This window comes from Mycobacterium sp. (assembly GCF_036273375.1).
In the GTDB taxonomy this organism is placed as follows: domain Bacteria; phylum Actinomycetota; class Actinomycetes; order Mycobacteriales; family Mycobacteriaceae; genus Mycobacterium.
In genome coordinates this window covers 14,802-31,468 of the sequence record NZ_DASUHS010000005.1, presented here as the reverse complement: position 1 = coordinate 31,468, position 16,667 = coordinate 14,802, and the positions used below count along the sequence as shown (strand labels likewise).

General features: G+C 66.3%; 17 protein-coding genes and 2 pseudogenes. 8 read left to right on the top strand and 11 right to left on the bottom strand.

Translation table 11 applies throughout. From position 1 onward, the window contains the following. Window positions 1-62 precede the first annotated feature (62 nt). From VFW69_RS00605 to rfbC, 5 genes and pseudogenes are all read left to right on the top strand, one after another. A complete protein-coding gene (locus VFW69_RS00605) occupies window positions 63-1,601 on the top strand; it encodes an ATP-binding protein (protein ID WP_526497083.1) in 1,539 nt (512 codons plus the stop codon). Window positions 1,602-1,629: 28 nt separating this feature from the next. Continuing rightward, the gene (locus tag VFW69_RS00600) at window positions 1,630-2,478 is read left to right on the top strand and encodes an LLM class F420-dependent oxidoreductase (RefSeq protein WP_526497081.1); all 849 of its coding nucleotides are present in this window, start codon (window positions 1,630-1,632) and stop codon (window positions 2,476-2,478) included. Between the two features lie 20 nt (window positions 2,479-2,498). Further along, window positions 2,499-2,744 (top strand): annotated as a pseudogene (locus tag VFW69_RS00595) (LLM class F420-dependent oxidoreductase); the annotation flags it as partial. Between the two features lie 146 nt (window positions 2,745-2,890). Beyond that, window positions 2,891-3,886, top strand: a complete 996-nt coding sequence (gene rfbB / locus VFW69_RS00590) for a dTDP-glucose 4,6-dehydratase (RefSeq protein WP_526497079.1) — start codon at window positions 2,891-2,893, stop codon at window positions 3,884-3,886. A 1-nt stretch (window position 3,887) separates the two neighbouring features. After that, a complete protein-coding gene (rfbC, locus tag VFW69_RS00585; protein WP_526497077.1) occupies window positions 3,888-4,517 on the top strand; it encodes a dTDP-4-dehydrorhamnose 3,5-epimerase in 630 nt (209 codons plus the stop codon). Here rfbC and VFW69_RS00580 read toward each other — a convergent pair. The 8 genes and pseudogenes from VFW69_RS00580 to VFW69_RS00545 form a co-directional block, all read right to left on the bottom strand. Further along, complete coding sequence (locus VFW69_RS00580; RefSeq protein ID WP_526497075.1) at window positions 4,489-4,875, bottom strand: hypothetical protein; 387 nt, start codon at window positions 4,873-4,875, stop codon at window positions 4,489-4,491. The two genes, rfbC and VFW69_RS00580, sit on opposite strands and share 29 nt — an antisense overlap. Continuing rightward, a complete protein-coding gene (locus VFW69_RS00575) occupies window positions 4,872-5,804 on the bottom strand; it encodes a metallophosphoesterase family protein (RefSeq protein ID WP_526497073.1) in 933 nt (310 codons plus the stop codon). Before VFW69_RS00575 ends, VFW69_RS00580 begins: the two co-directional genes overlap by 4 nt. Window positions 5,805-5,875: 71 nt before the next feature. Next, window positions 5,876-6,274 carry a cupredoxin domain-containing protein gene (locus VFW69_RS00570; protein WP_526497071.1) on the bottom strand — a complete coding sequence of 133 codons (399 nt, stop codon included), beginning with the start codon at window positions 6,272-6,274 and terminating at the stop codon, window positions 5,876-5,878. A gap of 30 nt (window positions 6,275-6,304) precedes the next feature. Beyond that, the gene (locus tag VFW69_RS00565) at window positions 6,305-7,012 is read right to left on the bottom strand and encodes a Rieske (2Fe-2S) protein (protein ID WP_526497069.1); all 708 of its coding nucleotides are present in this window, start codon (window positions 7,010-7,012) and stop codon (window positions 6,305-6,307) included. After that, window positions 7,009-7,560: an RNA polymerase sigma factor gene (locus VFW69_RS00560; protein ID WP_526497067.1), complete on the bottom strand. Its 552-nt coding sequence runs from the start codon at window positions 7,558-7,560 to the stop codon at window positions 7,009-7,011. Before VFW69_RS00560 ends, VFW69_RS00565 begins: the two co-directional genes overlap by 4 nt. 42 nt (window positions 7,561-7,602) lie before the next feature. Further along, a complete protein-coding gene (locus tag VFW69_RS00555) occupies window positions 7,603-9,018 on the bottom strand; it encodes an NAD(P)-binding protein (RefSeq protein ID WP_526497065.1) in 1,416 nt (471 codons plus the stop codon). 29 nt (window positions 9,019-9,047) lie between these two features. Next, window positions 9,048-9,623, bottom strand: coding sequence for a DUF7956 family protein (locus VFW69_RS00550; RefSeq protein WP_526497064.1), 576 nt, complete (start codon window positions 9,621-9,623; stop codon window positions 9,048-9,050). A 5-nt stretch (window positions 9,624-9,628) separates the two neighbouring features. Further along, window positions 9,629-10,072: pseudogene (locus VFW69_RS00545) on the bottom strand (DUF4226 domain-containing protein); the annotation flags it as partial. Window positions 10,073-10,153: 81 nt separating this feature from the next. On the opposite strand from VFW69_RS00545, the gene VFW69_RS00540 reads away from it, so the two are divergent. From VFW69_RS00540 to mmsB, 3 genes are read left to right on the top strand one after another with little or no spacing between them, the layout of a single operon-like run. After that, window positions 10,154-11,674 (top strand): CoA-acylating methylmalonate-semialdehyde dehydrogenase, encoded by a 1,521-nt coding sequence (locus VFW69_RS00540; protein ID WP_526497063.1) that lies wholly within the window; start codon window positions 10,154-10,156, stop codon window positions 11,672-11,674. 13 nt (window positions 11,675-11,687) lie between these two features. Then, window positions 11,688-12,854, top strand: a complete 1,167-nt coding sequence (locus VFW69_RS00535; RefSeq protein WP_526497062.1) for an acyl-CoA dehydrogenase family protein — start codon at window positions 11,688-11,690, stop codon at window positions 12,852-12,854. A gap of 13 nt (window positions 12,855-12,867) precedes the next feature. Beyond that, a complete protein-coding gene (gene mmsB, locus VFW69_RS00530) occupies window positions 12,868-13,752 on the top strand; it encodes a 3-hydroxyisobutyrate dehydrogenase (RefSeq protein ID WP_526497060.1) in 885 nt (294 codons plus the stop codon). Window positions 13,753-13,764: 12 nt separating this feature from the next. On the opposite strand, the gene VFW69_RS00525 is transcribed toward mmsB, so the two are convergent. The 3 genes from VFW69_RS00525 to VFW69_RS00515 form a co-directional block, all read right to left on the bottom strand. Then, complete coding sequence (locus VFW69_RS00525; RefSeq protein ID WP_526497058.1) at window positions 13,765-14,856, bottom strand: methyltransferase; 1,092 nt, start codon at window positions 14,854-14,856, stop codon at window positions 13,765-13,767. Window positions 14,857-14,871: 15 nt separating this feature from the next. Further along, a complete protein-coding gene (locus VFW69_RS00520) occupies window positions 14,872-16,071 on the bottom strand; it encodes an FAD-dependent oxidoreductase (RefSeq protein ID WP_526497056.1) in 1,200 nt (399 codons plus the stop codon). Between the two features lie 75 nt (window positions 16,072-16,146). Then, window positions 16,147-16,653: a MarR family winged helix-turn-helix transcriptional regulator gene (locus VFW69_RS00515; RefSeq protein WP_526497054.1), complete on the bottom strand. Its 507-nt coding sequence runs from the start codon at window positions 16,651-16,653 to the stop codon at window positions 16,147-16,149. Window positions 16,654-16,667: the final 14 nt, after the last annotated feature.

Sequence of the window (16,667 nt, the reverse complement as noted above, 5' to 3'; positions counted from 1 at the left end):
GCCGCCGCCGTCGGTGAAGGCTCGATGGCCGTCATGCTGGTCCACCGATACCTGGCCGAAGCATGACCGCGGCGGAATCAAAGCCGATCCCCTGCCAGCCCGACGAGTTGCGCAGCCTGTTCCTGTTCGAGGCACTCACCGACGAGCAGCTCGCCGTGCTGTGCGGCAACGGGCACATCCAGCACTACGAACCGGGTCCGATCTGCGTCGAGGGCGAACCGGCGACCTGCTTCTACGTCCTGCTCGACGGGGAGCTGACCATGACCAAACTCTCCGGCGGCCAGGACATCGAAACCAACCGCACCTCGCAGCGCGGCGTGTATTGCGGGGCCTGGCGGGCGTTCACCGGCGGCAAGCAGAAGAGCTACGACGCCTCGGTGCACGTGACCAAGCCGTCGCGCTTCTTCGTGATGGACGCGCCGGTGTTCGCCCAGTTCATGAAGGACCAGTTCCCGATGGCGGTGCATCTGCTCGACGGCATCGCCGTCGGCACCGACCGCACCCGCCGGATCATCGACAACCGCGAGAAGCTGCTGGCGTTGGGCCGGTTGTCGGCCGGCCTGACGCATCAGCTGAACAACCCCGCGGCGGCGATCTCGCGATCCGCGGCGGATCTGCGCGAGCGCGTGGCCAACATGCGGCACAAGCTGGCGATGCTCGCCGACGGCACCATCACCCCCGAGGCGCTCAGCGCTTTGGTGCAGTTGCAGGAACGGGTCGCCGAGCAGGTCGCCAAATCCGCGTCGCAGCACTTGAGCGCGCTCGAGACCGCCGACCGCGAGGACGCCGTCGGCGACTGGCTGGAGGACCACGGCATCGACGGCGGGTGGGACATCGCGCCGACGTTCGTCGAGGGCGGCGTCGACACCGATTGGCTGGAGCGGATTTCCGCGGTCACCGACGAGCTCGCGTCGACATCGCTGGAGCAGGCGATCCGATGGATCAACTACACCATCGAGAGCGAGCTGCTGATGAACCAGATTCTGGAAGCGAGCAAACGGATTTCGGCGCTGGTCGCCGACGCCAAGCAGTATTCGCAAATGGATCGGGCCCCGTTCCAGGTGACCAATGTGCACGATCTGCTGCGCAGCACGCTGGTGATGTTCGCCGACCGATTGACCAAGGACGCGGGCAAGGGCGCCGGTAAGGACAACGTCGTCACGGTGGTCAAGGACTTCGACCAGACTTTACCCGAAATCCCTTGCTACCCAGGTGATCTCAATCAGGTTTGGACCAACATCATCGACAATGCGATCGCCGCGATGCGCGATACCGGCGGAACGCTGACCATCCGCACCTGCCGGGCAGGAGACAACCTGGCCCGCATCGAAATCTGCGACACCGGGCCGGGAATACCCGAGGACGTGCGCGAGCACATCTTCGAGCCGTTCTTCACCACCAAGCCCTTCGGCGAAGGCACCGGGCTGGGCCTGGACCTGGCGTTCAACATCGTGGTGAAGAAGCATCGCGGGGATCTGCGGGTGGAGTCGGTGCCCGGCGACACCCGGTTCATCGTGCTGCTGCCGCTGGAGCCACCGGCCGCCGACGTCACTGCCGCGGACCTCGACGATGCCGATGAGGATGTAGCCGCCCCGGAATAGCTGTCGCGGGGCGCGGGTTGGGAACACCATGACCGATGCAGCGAGCAAACCCAATCTCGGCCGGTTCGGATCGTTCGGACGCGGCGTCACACCCGAGCAGGCCAGGGATATCGAAGCGCTGGGCTACGGTGCCGTCTGGGTCGGCGGTTCACCGCCCGCCGAGCTGGCGTGGGTCGAGCCCCTCCTGGAGGCGACGACGACGTTGCAGGTGGGCACCGGCATCGTCAACATCTGGACCGCGGCGGCCAAGCCGGTGGCCGAATCATTCCACCGCATCGATAAGGCCTATCCGGGCCGATTCCTGCTCGGCATCGGCGTCGGACACCCCGAGGCTCACACCGAGTACCGCAAGCCCTACGACGCGCTGACCGACTACCTCAAGCAGCTCGATGACTACGGCATACCAGCCAACCGCCGGGTGGTGGCGGCGCTGGGCCCGCGCGTCCTCAAGCTGTCCGCGGAACGCTCGGCCGGGGCACACCCCTACCTGACCACCCCGGAACACACCGCGCACGCCCGCGAAATCATCGGACCGTCGGCTTTCCTGGCCCCCGAGCACAAGGCGATTCTGACCACCGACGCCGAGAAGGCCCGGGCGGTCGGCCGCAAGGCGCTCGACGTCTACTTCAATCTCGCCAACTACCGAAACAATTGGAAGCGGCTGGGTTTCACCGAGGACGAAGTCACCCGGCCGGGAAGCGATCGCCTGGTGGACGCGGTGGTCGCATACGGCACCGTGGACCAGATCGCGGCGCGACTCAACGAACACCTCGACGCCGGCGCCGATCACGTCCCCGTGCAGGTGCTGACGAAGGATGAAAACCTGGTCGCGGCACTGGCCGAATTGGCGGGGCCGCTGGGTTTGACACAGTCCTGACTTGCCGTAGGGGGAGCTAGATGACCGAGGGAGTTTCACTCAAACCCGAGCTCGGCCGGTTCGGCGTGTGGCTGTCCACCCGATCCATCTCCCCGGAATTGGCCGCGGGCATCGAATCGCTGGGCTACGGCGCCGCCTGGATCGGTGGATCACCGGACGCCGATCTGTCTTGGGCCGACCCGGCCCTGGCGCAGACGACGTCGCTGCAGCTGGCCACCGGAATCGTCAACATCTGGTCGGCGCCCGCCCCGGCCGCCGCCGAGGCTGAGTGAACATCTGGAGGCCCGGGCCGACCACGTGGCGATCCAGGCGCTCGGCGCGCATGACGAGGAAACGCTGCTACCCGCGTTAAGTGAATTGGCCGGGGCTGACTCCCGCAAACTGACCGATCGACTCGGTTAGGGTTTTGGGCATGCGGTTACTGGTCACCGGCGGCGCTGGATTCATCGGCGCCAACTTCGTGCACAGCACGGTCCGCGAGCACCCCGAGGATTCGGTGACGGTGCTCGACGCGATGACCTACGCGGGTCGCCGCGAGTCCCTGGCCGGCGTCGAGGACTCCATCGGCCTGGTCATCGGTGACATCACCGACGCCGACCTGGTGTCGCGGTTGGTCGCGGAATCCGACGCGGTGGTGCATTTCGCCGCGGAGAGTCACGTCGACAACGCGCTGGACAGCCCCCAGCCATTCCTGCACACCAACGTCGTCGGCACCTTCACCATCCTCGAGGCCGTGCGGCGTTACGGTGTGCGGCTGCACCACATCTCGACCGACGAAGTCTATGGCGACTTAGAGCTCGACGACCCCCAGCGGTTCACCGAGGCGACACCCTATAACCCGTCCAGTCCGTATTCGGCGACCAAAGCCGCCGCTGACATGCTGGTGCGGGCCTGGGTGCGCTCGTATGGGGTACGCGCCACGATCTCGAACTGCTCCAACAATTACGGGCCGTACCAGCACGTCGAAAAGTTCATCCCGCGCCAGATCACCAACGTGCTCACCGGCCGGCGGCCCAAGCTGTACGGCAGCGGCGCCAACGTTCGTGACTGGATTCATGTCGACGACCACAACAGCGCGGTCCGGCGCATCCTGGACAAGGGTGAGATCGGGCGCACCTACCTGATCAGCTCCGAAGGAGAACGCAACAACCTGACCGTGCTGCGAACGCTGCTGCAGATGATGGGCCGCGAGCCCGACGACTTCGACCACGTCACCGACCGCGTGGGCCACGATCTGCGTTACGCCATCGACCCGTCGGCGCTGTACGACGAATTATGTTGGGCGCCAAAGCATACTGATTTCGAGGAGGGTCTGCGTACAACCATCGACTGGTATCGCGCAAACGAATCGTGGTGGCGTCCGTTGAAAGACGCCTCGGAAGCCCGCTACGAAGAGCGTGGGCAGTAACGTGCAAGTTCGTGAACTGAAGATCCCCGGTGCCTGGGAGATCACTCCCGCCGTTCATGGCGATTCGCGCGGTCATTTCTTCGAATGGCTCACCGACAAGGGATTCCGCTCCTTCGTCGGCCACGGGTTGGATGTCCGGCAGGCCAATTGCTCGGTGTCATCGGCCGGCGTGCTACGCGGATTGCATTTCGCTCAGGTGCCGCCGAGCCAGGCCAAATACGTGACCTGCGTTCGCGGTTCGGTGTTCGACGTTGTCGTCGATATCCGGGTGGGCTCGCCGACATTCGGGCAGTGGGATTCGGTTCTGCTCGACGATTCCGATCACCGGACGATCTACGTTTCCGAGGGTCTGGGGCATGGCTTCCTCGCGCTGCAAGACGATTCGACGGTGATGTATTTGTGCTCGGCGGAATACAGCCCGCAGCGCGAACACACGATCTGCGCGACCGATCCGGCGCTGGCCATCGACTGGCCGCTGGTGCATGGGGCGGCGCCCAACTTATCCGATCGCGACGCCGCGGCGCCCAGCTTCGCAGAGGTGCGCGCCTCCGGCCTGCTGCCCACCTGGGACGAGACGAAGGCATTTGTTGAGGGAATGCGACTCACGCAGAAGCGGCCCGATTCCGCCTAGCCGCTAGAACACTTGCCCATAAGGCCACCGTGAGCACCTCAGCCACTACGCTGAGGACGGCGTACGGTGCTGGGTCCCAACCCCGTTCGGCGAAGCCGGACAGGCCGACGGTGCGCGACAAAACGAATGCGACCAGCGAACCCGCCGCCAGCGCGGCACCGGCCCAGCGCAGCCACCCGGGACCGCCGATCAGGATCAGCAGCGCGATCGCGAACGAGAGGCTGGCCTGGGTCATGAATGCCGTGCCGATCGTCGGGATATGTCGGTAGCCATGCACATAGAGGTAGGCGTGGCTGGCGGCGCTGACGGTCAACGACACGGCGAGGCCGAGACGGACTAGGATGTTCGTCAAAGTCATTGCAGCGCCGTCTCCTTCAATGCCAGATCGGCCTCTCCTCTGGCGTAGCTGACCTCACGGATGCCCAGCGCGTCGCGCAGCTTGCCGGCCGGAAGCGTGACCGGCTTGGGCGCGGGCCCGTCACCGGGTCGCGGCAGCGGGTAGGCGGTGGTCGTGCCGCTGTAGAACGTGACATTGTCCTCAGTTTTGGAGAACAGTTGGTGGACATGGCCGTTCAGACACGTGACCGAGGAGAAGCGGCGCAGGTAGCTTAGCGCCTTGGTGGCATCGTCGGTGCCCCAGCCCCACTGCGGATACATCGCAAACAGTGGGATGTGGCTGAACACGATGATGGGAGTATCGCTGGAAAGACGCGCGACATCCTTCTTGACGAACTCCAACTGATCGGCACCGAGATGACCGAGCTTGTGCAGATTCAACGTGTTGACCAACGCGATCAGGTGCACGCCGGCGATATCGAGGCTGTACCACCCGTCTCCGACGGAGCCGGCGCCGAACGCGTTTCGATACTTCTGCCCGGCGTCGTCGATCGAGTCGTGCTCTCCGGGCACGGTGAACACGTGTGGTGTCTTGAGCCCACTCATCATCTGCTTCGCCTGGTCGAACTGCTCCGGGCTGGATAGATGGGTGAGGTCCCCGGTGTGGATGACGAAATCCGGTGTGTAACCGAGGTTGTTGACCAGATCGATCGCGTGGCCGAACGTTCCGGTGACGTCGGGGTTGGGTGCCCCGGTGAAACCGAGGTGGCTGTCGCTGATTTGGGCGAACCGCAGGGTGGGCCGGGCCGCCGCGTGTTGCGCCCCAGCCTGGCCTGCGACATGCGAGATGACCTCGCCGCCGGCCACGGCGAACCCGACCGCCGCACCGAACCATGCCGTGTGCCGGATGAGCTGGCGGCGGGTCATGCGGTTCTCGCCGGTGCTAGTCATGCGCCGCTCTCCCCCGCAAGCGGGAGGTGCCCCCACCTCATCGCTTCGCTCCGCATCGTCGCCGGCGCGACTCATCCCGTCACCACCACGGCGCCGCGCATCATCGGGTGGATCGAGCAGACGTAGTCGAAAGTCCCGGCGGCGGGGAAGGTGTGGGTGAAGGTGGCCCCCGTTCCCATGCCGGGTGAGTGAAAGGAGCCGTCGCTCGCTGCCACCGTGTGGGGTTCTTCGTCGCGGTTGGTCCACGTGACGGTCGTCCCGGCGGTGACGCTCAGCGAGGCGGGCGCGAACGCGAACCCGTCGATGGTGACCTGATTGCCGCGCACCGGAGCCGCCGGTGCGGTGACCGACATCTCGGTCGTGGGCGCGGCGGTGGTCGCCACCGGCCGCGGCTGGGAGCAGCCGGCCAGCAGCAACACGCCCACGGCCGGCACGGCCGCCAAAAATCTTCGTCGCACGGGGATATCCATGCTCAGAGATAGCGCGGTGGGTTACACCGCTCAGGCCGGCCGCTCGGGACGCGGCGGCGCGAATACTTGGATGACCCCGTTGACCTCACGAACCATCAATGCGGGCAGCGGTTTCGGTGCTATCGGCAACTGGTGGGTGAGCACCTGGCCGGCGGGCGAGAACGACGTGGTGTGGCAGGGGCAGCGCAGCGTGTCGTCGGGTGCGTCGAACCACAGCTTGCAGCCCTGGTGAGTACACACCCCGGAGATCGCCTGGATTTTGCCGTCGACGCGGCGGACGAATCCGGTCACCGAGCCGAGGTCGAAGGCGTGCATGGCGCCGTCGGGTACGTCCGAACCGGCCGCCACGCGCTGCCAGCTGCCCTCGTTGGGCGTGAGTTGCCCGGCGGCAACCTCGGAAGGACGGCGGTCGGCGGATTGGCCCGCGATCAGGGCGCGGTCGACGGACACCGCGGCGACCGCCGCGGTGGCGGCGGCCGACGTGCCGACGATGACCTGGCGGCGCGTGCTGCCGCGGCCGGGCGCCGTTTCCGTTGGCGCGCCCGACATCTGCTCGGCGACCCGCCGGTGCAGATCGGTGACGAATTCCTGGCGCGGTGCGTCACCACCCTCGCGAGCCGCGCGCAGCTCGATCGCCGTGCGAAGTTGCGCGGCCTCGAAGTCGTCGGGCGCGAACGGCCTGGGCCGGCGCCCCCGCAGCAGGTCGTCGACATAACGTCGCAGCCCTCGCGCATTCATGGCTGGCCTCCATCGTTGACCTGCGCCGCCAGCCGCAGGGCGCGGTGCTGGAGCACTTTGGCATTGGCCACGCTGATCCCGAGTTCCGCGGCTGACTCCTTGATCGAATTACCCCGCAGGAAGCGGGATTCCAGAATCTGGCGGTACCGGTCCGGCAGGCTGTCCAGAACCCGGGCAACACGCTGCGGCGCGGTGCTGATCGCGTCCTGGCTGTCGGCTGGTTGTTCGATGTCCTCGATCGAGGTTATCTCTCGCCCCAGCGTCTCGCGCCAGTGCGCGGCCAGCACCGTCCTGGCCGTCGTCCGCAGGTACGCGCGCACCTCGGCGACGCTCGCGGTCAGCCGCAGTGGCCGTAGCGCGGCGAGGAACACCTCGGCGGTGAGGTCTTCCGCGTCGGTTTGGTTGCCGACGCGCGCGAACAGCGTGCGGTACACCCAGGTCACGTTGTCGGAGTACACGGCTTCCCAGTTCGGGTAGCCGGCGTCATGGCCAGCGTCGGGCACCACGCGCAGGGGTCGCGGGCCGACGGGTTCGTTTCTTGCCGCCACATGCCTCCTTCACCCGATGAATATCGACTCGGGTTACACGGGTCAGGGCGCCGCGAGGGCGGCTTCGGCGGCCATCAGCTGGTCAAGCTTGGTGGCGGTGGCAGCGAGCGCCGATTTAGCCATGACCAGTATCCGGTCGCGCACGCGGGGCTTCGCCGACGGCGGGGCGAGCAGATGCCCCATCAGATGGCCGAAGAGGTCCAGGCGTGCCCCGGCGAGCCAGCCGGTCAACTCGGGGTCGTCGAGCCAGCGCAGCTGATTGCCGTAGTCGGCTCGCGCGAGGCGCAGCCAGTCGAGGTCGGTGTCCGGGTGCGGCAACGGCACGCACAGCTCGTTTTTCACGCCGTCGTCCGGATAGGCCGCTTCGACGTGGGCGATCAGCGCGGCGCTGAATATCTGTTGGCATCCGCGCACGCTTTGCAACGTGATGCGGTCGGCGTCGAAAATAGTTGTCGCGGGCCGTTTTTCGGCACCATCGGCGGTGCAGTCGATGTACAGCGCCCCGCCGTCCATCGCCACGGCGCCGTGGTCGAGCACCATCCGGTCGGCCTCGACGCCTTGCAGGTGGCCCATGCGCACCACGCCGGTGATGCGTCGCAGCTGCTCGAGTTCGAGCCGGGTGACGGTCGCGCAGCGGTACATGCTCGGCCGGATCGCCGGATCGACCCGCAGCAGTGCACCGATGTGTTCCAGACGCGAAAACAGATCCTCGACCGACTCCGCCTCCGCGACGGCCCGCAACTGCGCGGTGAAGCAGGCTTTGATCCGATCGGCGAACAACGATCCGGGCTGGATCGTGGCGCGATCCAGCAGCCAGGAGTCGCGGGGCATGATCCAGGTCAGCCGATCCGGCCCGACACCGTGACTGAGCAGCCACAGGCAGGTGTCGATGCCGGTCTTGCCGGCCCCCACAACGACGTAGCGCTCATGCGCGGCGAGCCAGGGCAGGTCGTTGGGCGGCACGCATCCGATGCCGTCGGCAACCGCGTAAGGCGGGCGGCGCATGGCCGGAACGGTGACCCGCATGTAGGTGGCGTCGACGACGCGGCGCGCCACGCGGACGGTGTGGTCGGCGCCGGCCAGCGTGCGAAACCGGCCGTCGCCGCGGTATTCGCTCATCGGGAAATAGCTGACCCTGCCCGTCGGCAACCACTCCCGGCGCATGATGCGCTCGTAATACGCGCAGATTTCACCGGCGGTCGCCAGTTCGTAAAGCCCGTGATTCCAACCCACTTGGTCGATGGTGTCGCTGCCCAGCCGTGACGAATTGACGCCGTAGAACGCCGAAGGCTGATGCAGCCGCACGAACGGGTAGGCCATGGTCCAGTGCCCACCGGGCGCGTGGTGGCGGTCCACCACCACGACGCGGGCCTCCGTCTCGGAGACCAGCGTGTCGATGAACGCCATGCCCATGGCGCCCGCACCGACTACCAGGTAGTCGGTCTCGATGGTGCGCATACAGGTGTCAGGTTAGCCGCTCCGGGCGGTTAGGGAGACCCGCCTTCCACGCGCCACCCGACTGACTGGTTGTGCCACTCTTCCGGAAACTCCGGCAACGTGAAGTCGTTCTCGTACGGTGAGCAACCCACCGCGCGGCCGATGTCGAGTGCCGGACCGGCCAATTCACTCAACTCGATGCCGGTTCCCATCGGCATTATGTGAACGACGCAGTTGCCCACCACGGCGCGTACGTGTCCGAGGTAGGACAGGACGAACACGTATTCGCCGGGTTGCGGCCCCGCAATCTCGTAGGCCTCCGGATTCGGCGTATGCAAATCCAACCCGGACGGACATTCCTGCCGCATCATCTCCCGTACTTCGTGCGCCCTCTGTTCGCCGTCAGCGGCCCTATACAGCGACACCGTGAGGCTGCGCGTGCGGCCCGTTGCTCGGTCAGCCCAACTGCATAAGAGCGAGTTGTCCCAGAACTTTTCGACACTTTCCGAGGTGGGCCTCAGGTTGCTCGGAAGCATGTCGCTGATCTGGAGGTACGGTTCCAGCTTTTCGGCAATGAGATCGCGGCGCCCCGTGTAGGTGCGCGGCGGCTCAACGCTTTGGGTCACTGTCCCTATCCCCTCGTCTGCGGGAATGCCGTAATGATTTTCCCGTCGCTCGCCGAAATGACGACACGGGTCGTAAAAACGTAAGTGCCGTCCGCACTCGCGATCTTGCGGTAAAGGGCGAATGTGTCGTTGTTTTGGTTGTACTCCACCTGATTTGGATAGGCCAACGTCTGAGCTATCGAGTAGTCGGCGAGATAGCGCCAATTACCGGCGGTTGGCCACCGTGTGTTCGCGACCTGATCCCACTGATCTCCGTGTTCCTTTTCGATATGCAGTAACCCGTACTTGTCGTTGCCGCAGTACAAAACGGCATCACCGCCGGGTAGCGAACGGAATCCCGCGCTCACGGGCGCGCGGTAGAACGTCCGGACGACTTTGCCGGGGTCCTGGCCGCGCAATCGGCACGCCGCCCAGACCTTCGGTTGATATGCAGGAAAAGGCGACAAGTCACCCACCTTGCCAACGTCCGACCCGGGTTACTAGGATATGCAAGTATCCGCTTAAGCGTCGTAACCACACTCGAGGGCCCCATGACCACACAGATTCCACACTTCATCGATGGGCAGCGCACCGCCGGCCAGTCCGGCCGCAGCGCTGACGTTTTCGATCCCAGCACCGGCCAGGTTCAGGCGACGGTGCCGATGGCCGGCCAGGCCGACATCGATGCCGCGGTGGCATCGGCTGTCGAGGCCCAAAAAGGTTGGGCCGCAACCAATCCACAGCGGCGCGCGCGGGTGATGATGCGCTTCATCGAGCTGGTCAACAAGCACAGCGACGAGCTGGCCGAGCTGCTGTCGCGCGAGCACGGAAAAACCCTGGCCGATGCCAAGGGCGACATCCAGCGCGGCATCGAGGTCATCGAGTTCTGCATGGGCATCCCCCACCTGCTCAAGGGTGAGTACAGCGAAGGCGCCGGACCGGGCATCGACGTCTACTCGCTGCGCCAGCCGCTGGGCGTGGTCGCCGGCATCACGCCGTTCAACTTCCCGGCGATGATCCCGCTGTGGAAGGCCGGCCCGGCGCTGGCCTGCGGCAACGCGTTCGTGCTCAAGCCCAGCGAGCGTGACCCGTCGGTCCCGGTGCGGCTGGCCGAACTCTTCGCAGAGGCGGGCCTGCCGCCCGGCGTGTTCCAGGTCGTGCACGGCGACAAGGAGGCGGTCGACGCCATCCTGAACCACCCCGACATCCAGGCGGTCGGGTTCGTCGGCAGCTCCGACATCGCCCAGTACATCTACGCCGGGGCCGCGGCTACCGGCAAGCGCTCACAGTGCTTCGGGGGCGCCAAGAACCACATGATCGTGATGCCCGACGCCGATCTGGACCAAGCCGTCGACGCGCTGATCGGCGCCGGGTACGGCAGCGCCGGCGAGCGCTGCATGGCGATCAGCGTCGCGGTCCCGGTCGGTGACCAGACCGCCGACCGGCTGCGCGCCCGGCTCATCGAGCGGATCAACAACCTGCGTGTCGGCCACAGCCTGGACCCCAAGGCCGACTACGGTCCGCTGGTGACCGAGGCCGCCGTGGCACGGGTGCGCGGCTACATCGCCCAGGGTGTCGACGCGGGGGCAGAGCTGGTCATCGACGGCCGCGAACGCGCCAGCGACGACCTGACTTTCGGTGACGCAAACCTCGAAGGCGGATTCTTCATCGGTCCCACGCTGTTCGACCACGTCACGCCGGACATGTCGATCTACACCGACGAGATCTTCGGTCCCGTGCTGTGCATCGTCCGCGCGCACGACTACGATGAGGCGCTGCGATTGCCGTCCGAACACGAATACGGCAACGGCGTGGCGGTTTTCACCCGCGACGGCGACGCGGCCCGCGACTTCGTCTCGCGCGTGCAGGTCGGCATGGTCGGCGTCAACGTGCCCATCCCGGTGCCGGTGGCCTACCACACCTTCGGCGGGTGGAAGCGGTCCGGCTTCGGAGACCTCAACCAGCACGGCCCCTCGTCGATCATCTTCTACACCAAGACCAAGACGGTGACGTCGCGGTGGCCATCCGGCATCAAGGATGGTGCCGAATTCGTCATCCCCACAATGGATTAGGGTCGACTGCTTTATGGCTTCATTTACCCTCGACGACGACGAACGGGTGATCACCGAGACGGCCGCCGCGTTCGCCGCCAAGCGACTCGCCCCGCACGCCCTGGAATGGGATGCGGCCAAACATTTCCCGGTCGACGTGCTGCGCGAATCGGCCGACCTTGGCATGGCGGCGATCTACTGCCGCGAGGATGTCGGCGGTAGCGGCCTGCGCCGGCTCGACGGGGTCCGCATCTTCGAGCAGTTGGCCATCGCCGACCCCACCACCGCCGCGTTCCTGTCCATTCACAACATGTGCGCATGGATGATCGACACCTTCGGCACCGCCGAGCAGCGCAAGGACTGGGTCCCGCGGCTGGCGTCGATGGACGTCATCGCCAGCTACTGCCTCACCGAGCCCGGCGCCGGTTCCGACGCCAGCGCGCTGAGTACCCGCGCGGTCAAACAGGGCGGCGATTATGTGCTCGACGGCGTCAAGCAGTTCATCTCCGGCGCGGGCGCCTCAGACGTCTACGTGGTGATGGCCAGGACCGGGAGTGAGGGGCCGCGCGGCATATCGGCCTTCGTGGTCGAAAAGGGCGCGGCTGGACTCAGTTTCGGCTCGCTCGAGGAGAAGATGGGCTGGCATGCCCAGCCCACCGCGCAGGTAATCCTGGAGGGGGTCCGGGTGCCGGCCAACGCGATGCTGGGCGGCGCCGGCGGCGAGGGCGCCGGATTCGGCATCGCGATGAAGGGCCTCAACGGCGGTCGGCTCAATATCGCCGCGTGCTCACTCGGCGGCGCCCAGGCCGCGTCCGACAAGGCCGGGACCTACGTTCGCGATCGGCGGGCGTTCGGGTCGGCCTTGCTCGACGAGCCGACCATCCGGTTCACCCTGGCCGACATGGCCACCGGCCTCGAGACATCGCGAATGATGTTGTGGCGGGCGGCCAATGCGTTGGACGCCGACGATCCCGACAAGGTCGAGTTGTGCGCGATGGCCAAGCGCTACGTCACCGACACCTGCTTCGAGGTCGCCGACAAAGCCCTGCAGCTGCACGGCGGCTACGGCTACCTGCGCGAGTATGGTCTGGAAAAGATCGTCCGCGACCTGCGGGTGCACCGGATCCTGGAAGGCACCAACGAAATCATGCGGGTGGTCATCGGCCGGGCCGAAGCCGCACGGGTCCGCGCAACCGCATAGAAAGGTCTTGAAGATGACCGAGCACCTGACGGTGGCCTTCCTGGGCCTGGGCCATATGGGCGGGCCCATGGCGACGAATCTTGTTGCGGCCAAACATGCGGTGCGCGGTTTCGATCCCGTGCCGGCGGCGCTGTCCGCGGCGACCGACGCCGGCGTCACCGGATTCGACAGCGCCACTGACGCGGTAGCCGGGTCCGACGTGGTCATCACCATGCTGCCCAACGGGGAGCTGGTCAAACGCTGCTACGCGGAGATCCTGCCCGCAGCGCGACCCGGCGCGTTGTTCATCGACAGCTCCACGATCTCGGTCAACGATGCCCGCGAGGTGCATGCGCTGGCCGAATCGAACGGCGTCGGGCAGCTGGACGCCCCCGTGTCGGGCGGGGTGAAGGGTGCCGTCGCCGGGACGCTGGCGTTCATGGTGGGCGGCGACGAGGACGCCCTACAGCGGGCGCGGCCGGTGCTGGAACCCATGGCGGGCAAGATCATTCACTGCGGAGCGGCCGGAGCGGGGCAGGCCGCCAAGGTGTGCAACAACATGGTGCTGGCGGTGCATCAGATCGCGATCGGCGAGGCGTTCATCCTGGCCGAGAAGCTCGGGTTGTCCGCCCAGTCCCTGTTCGATGTCATCACCGGGGCGACCGGCAACTGCTGGGCGGTACACACCAATTGCCCTGTGCCCGGACCGGTCCCGACATCACCGGCCAACAACGACTTCCAACCGGGCTTTGCCACCGCGCTGATGAACAAGGACCTGGGCCTGGCGATGGATGCGGTGTCCTCCAGCGGATCGGCGGCGCCGCTGGGTACACACGCCGCCGAGATCTATGCGAAATTCGCTGCCGACCACGCCGATAAGGACTTCAGCGCGGTCATCGAGATGCTGCGCGGCAGCTGAACGGCTCGGTGGTTATGCGGTCCTGGCTTCCACCACGCTCAGCGGTGAAGCGGTTCGTACCATCCTGGTCATCTCAAACCCCGCTTCGCTCAGCAGATATCGGTACTCGGCCGCCGTACGTTCGCGAGCCCCCAGATTCAACAGCATCTCCAGGTCCACCCAGTTTCCCGGGAAGTCGCGGTCGTGCTCCGGGATGACCATTTCGACCAGCAGTACCCTGGCTTGCGGGCCCGCCGCTGCGCGAACGTTGCGCAGGATCCGGACCGCCATCTGGTCGCGCCAGTCGTGAATGATGTTCTTGAGGATGTAGGCGTCACCGCCGCCCGGAACGGTGTCGAAAAACGATCCCTCCGCGATGCGCACCCGGTCAGCGACACGGTGTTTTTCCAACAGTGGGCGCGCGCTCGCGACGACCGACGGCAAGTCGTACAGCACGCCGCGGGAAGCGGGCGCCGCAGCGAGGACGGCGGCCAGCAGCGGGCCGTGACCACCACCGACGTCGACGATTGTGGGGTAGGCGCTGAAGTCGTAGCCGGCGACCACGGACGCGGTGGTCAGCTCCGAAATGTTGGTCATCGTCTGGTTGAAGAGCTCGGCGAGCTCGGGCTCGTCGGCGAAGTAGTCGAAGCTGTCCTTGCCGTGCAGCGCCGGGACGACGGAGAGACCGGTGCGGACCGAATCAACGAGCAGGGTCCATCGTTCGCGCTGCTCCCGCGACCCATAGAACCGCGCCGCGGCTGATATCGACACTGGTGCATCCGAACGCAGCGTCGCCGCAAGGGGATTCAGCTCATAGCGGCCGTCGCGGCGGCGGCAGAAAACTCCCCGGCCGATCAGGGCGCGCAGCAACCGGCGCAGCGCGTCGGCGTCCGCGCCCACCCGGTCTGCCAGGTCCTCGATCGGCAGCGGGCCGTGGGCCAGCGCATCGGCGATGCCCAATTGAGCCGCCACGGTGATCGCCTGCGAAGTCCAGGTGGCGGTGATCATTTCCATCATCGCCGCGGGCGGGGGTACCAGCCGTTGATGTAGCCGATACAGGAGGTGGCGGATCCATTCGACACCGCGGGCCAGCCGCGGAGGCGGCAACTTGGCGCTCATCGACATCACCTCACCTCCCGATCAGACACGCGCTGGCGCGGCGGCCGCGAGGTCTCGACTGATCTCCGCGGACATCCGGCTGTGACTCACCTTGTGCAGGAACGCCGTTAGCGCCCAGGTCATGAACCGGTCCGAGATCATTGCCGCCGGCCTCAGCGTGGACTCGCTGCGGGACACCTGCTGCGTGGTCACCCAAGACACGGCCTTGACCTGGCGTCGCCGGGTCTTTTCGTACCAGCGCAGCGCGCTCGCGAGATGATGTCTGCCACCGGGAAGAATTGTCCAGTCGAGATTCGAAAGCGCCTTGCACAACACCATCGTGTCGAGGAGTGCCTGGTTGGTCCCCTGCGCAAGGGTGGGCGGCATCGTGTGTGCGGCATCGCCGAGCAGCGTGATAGCGCCGCGGCCCGTGCGGGGAATCGGATGCCGGAAATGCGGGAATGGCGAAGGGGCAAGATCCTCATCGCTCAATGTCACCAGCACGCGGTCGACCAGTTCGGACCATCCGGTGAAGTGCGAGCGCAGCATGTCGAGAGGGCGTGGCGGTCTGACGAAATCGGACGACCACGGCAAGTCGAACCACCACTGCAGATCCGAGCCTCCCGCCGGCCACAGGCCAAGGTTTGCATGCTCACCGATGATCATGAGCGCGACGTTCCTATCGACCCGGCCGGGAAGCGTCGCAAGTCCCTGCCAGCTGCACCAGCCCGTGGGCCGCGCCGCCGGCCCGCCGGCGTAATCACGGACCTTCGAGTGCAGACCGTCCGCGCCGATCAGCAGATCCCCTTCGGCCGACCTGCCGTCGTCGAATTCGACCCGAACCCCATTGCAGGTGTTGACGAAACCGACGGCACCGCGGTTGAACCGAATGCGCTCTGTGGGAAACCCATCCAGCAGGCGCTCGAGCAGGAGCCGACGCGGGACCATCCGGACCGGTGCGCCCAACCGTGCCGTGATCGTCGTCAAGTCCACCGTTGTGATCCGGCGGCCGGTCGGTGTCGAGACTCGCACCGTGGACAGTAGCTGCCCGACGCCGTCCATGTCGACACCGAGCTGGTCCAAAACCGTTGCGCCATTGGGCCAGATGGTTACGGCGCCCCCGCCGGGCTGCGAATCCGGGCGTCGCTCGAAGACGGTGACATCATGCCCGTCGCGCATGAGTCCCCGGGCAACGGAGATACCCCCGACACCGGCACCGACGACGAGGATGCGAAGCGGCATCGGTGCTAGTTCCGCGTAGGGCAAAGATTCATCGCAGACCTCCTACCGCTACCACGTAGGACGTCGGCGAGAGGTTCAAAAGTCGCCGGCGTTGCGCCGCAGTGTCTCGATGGATGACACCAGCGCTTCGGACTCATCGGCATCGATCCCGATGTCGGCAAACACCTGCTCGTTGAGCGTGATGGTGGCGTCCTCGACGGTCGAGCGGCCGAGATCGGTGATCTGCACGAGGGTGGTGCGTCCGTCGGTGGGGTGGGGCACCCGCTGCACCAGCCCGTTGGCTTCCAGCCGACGGATCGCATGCGTAACGCTGGTGACGTGAACCTGCAGCCGGTCAGACGCCTTGGTGATGGGCAACGCACCGCTGCGGCTGAAGGCCAGGAGCCGCAACAACTCGAAGCGGGAAAAGCTCAAGTCGTAGGGGCGCAGCGCGTTCTCGACGCGAGCGAGCAGGATCTGGTGAGCCCGCATCACGGACGTCACGGCGACCATGCCCGGCGCCACGTCACCCCAGCCGGCGCGCGCCCAGTTCGCCCTCGCCTGTGCGATCGGGTCGGGTTTGTCGGATGCAGAAGGGGCCACGCCCTTTCTTACCG

Coding starts and splice junctions, on each gene's coding strand:
- VFW69_RS00605 (WP_526497083.1), top strand. CDS start 63: ATGACCGCGGCGGAATCAAAGCCGATCCCCTGCCAGCCCGACGAGTTG.
- VFW69_RS00600 (WP_526497081.1), top strand. CDS start 1,630: ATGACCGATGCAGCGAGCAAACCCAATCTCGGCCGGTTCGGATCGTTC.
- rfbB (WP_526497079.1), top strand. CDS start 2,891: ATGCGGTTACTGGTCACCGGCGGCGCTGGATTCATCGGCGCCAACTTC.
- VFW69_RS00580 (WP_526497075.1), bottom strand. CDS start 4,875: ATGACTTTGACGAACATCCTAGTCCGTCTCGGCCTCGCCGTGTCGTTG.
- VFW69_RS00575 (WP_526497073.1), bottom strand. CDS start 5,804: ATGACTAGCACCGGCGAGAACCGCATGACCCGCCGCCAGCTCATCCGG.
- VFW69_RS00570 (WP_526497071.1), bottom strand. CDS start 6,274: ATGGATATCCCCGTGCGACGAAGATTTTTGGCGGCCGTGCCGGCCGTG.
- VFW69_RS00565 (WP_526497069.1), bottom strand. CDS start 7,012: ATGAATGCGCGAGGGCTGCGACGTTATGTCGACGACCTGCTGCGGGGG.
- VFW69_RS00555 (WP_526497065.1), bottom strand. CDS start 9,018: ATGCGCACCATCGAGACCGACTACCTGGTAGTCGGTGCGGGCGCCATG.
- VFW69_RS00540 (WP_526497063.1), top strand. CDS start 10,154: ATGACCACACAGATTCCACACTTCATCGATGGGCAGCGCACCGCCGGC.
- VFW69_RS00535 (WP_526497062.1), top strand. CDS start 11,688: ATGGCTTCATTTACCCTCGACGACGACGAACGGGTGATCACCGAGACG.
- mmsB (WP_526497060.1), top strand. CDS start 12,868: ATGACCGAGCACCTGACGGTGGCCTTCCTGGGCCTGGGCCATATGGGC.
- VFW69_RS00525 (WP_526497058.1), bottom strand. CDS start 14,856: ATGTCGATGAGCGCCAAGTTGCCGCCTCCGCGGCTGGCCCGCGGTGTC.
- VFW69_RS00520 (WP_526497056.1), bottom strand. CDS start 16,071: ATGCCGCTTCGCATCCTCGTCGTCGGTGCCGGTGTCGGGGGTATCTCC.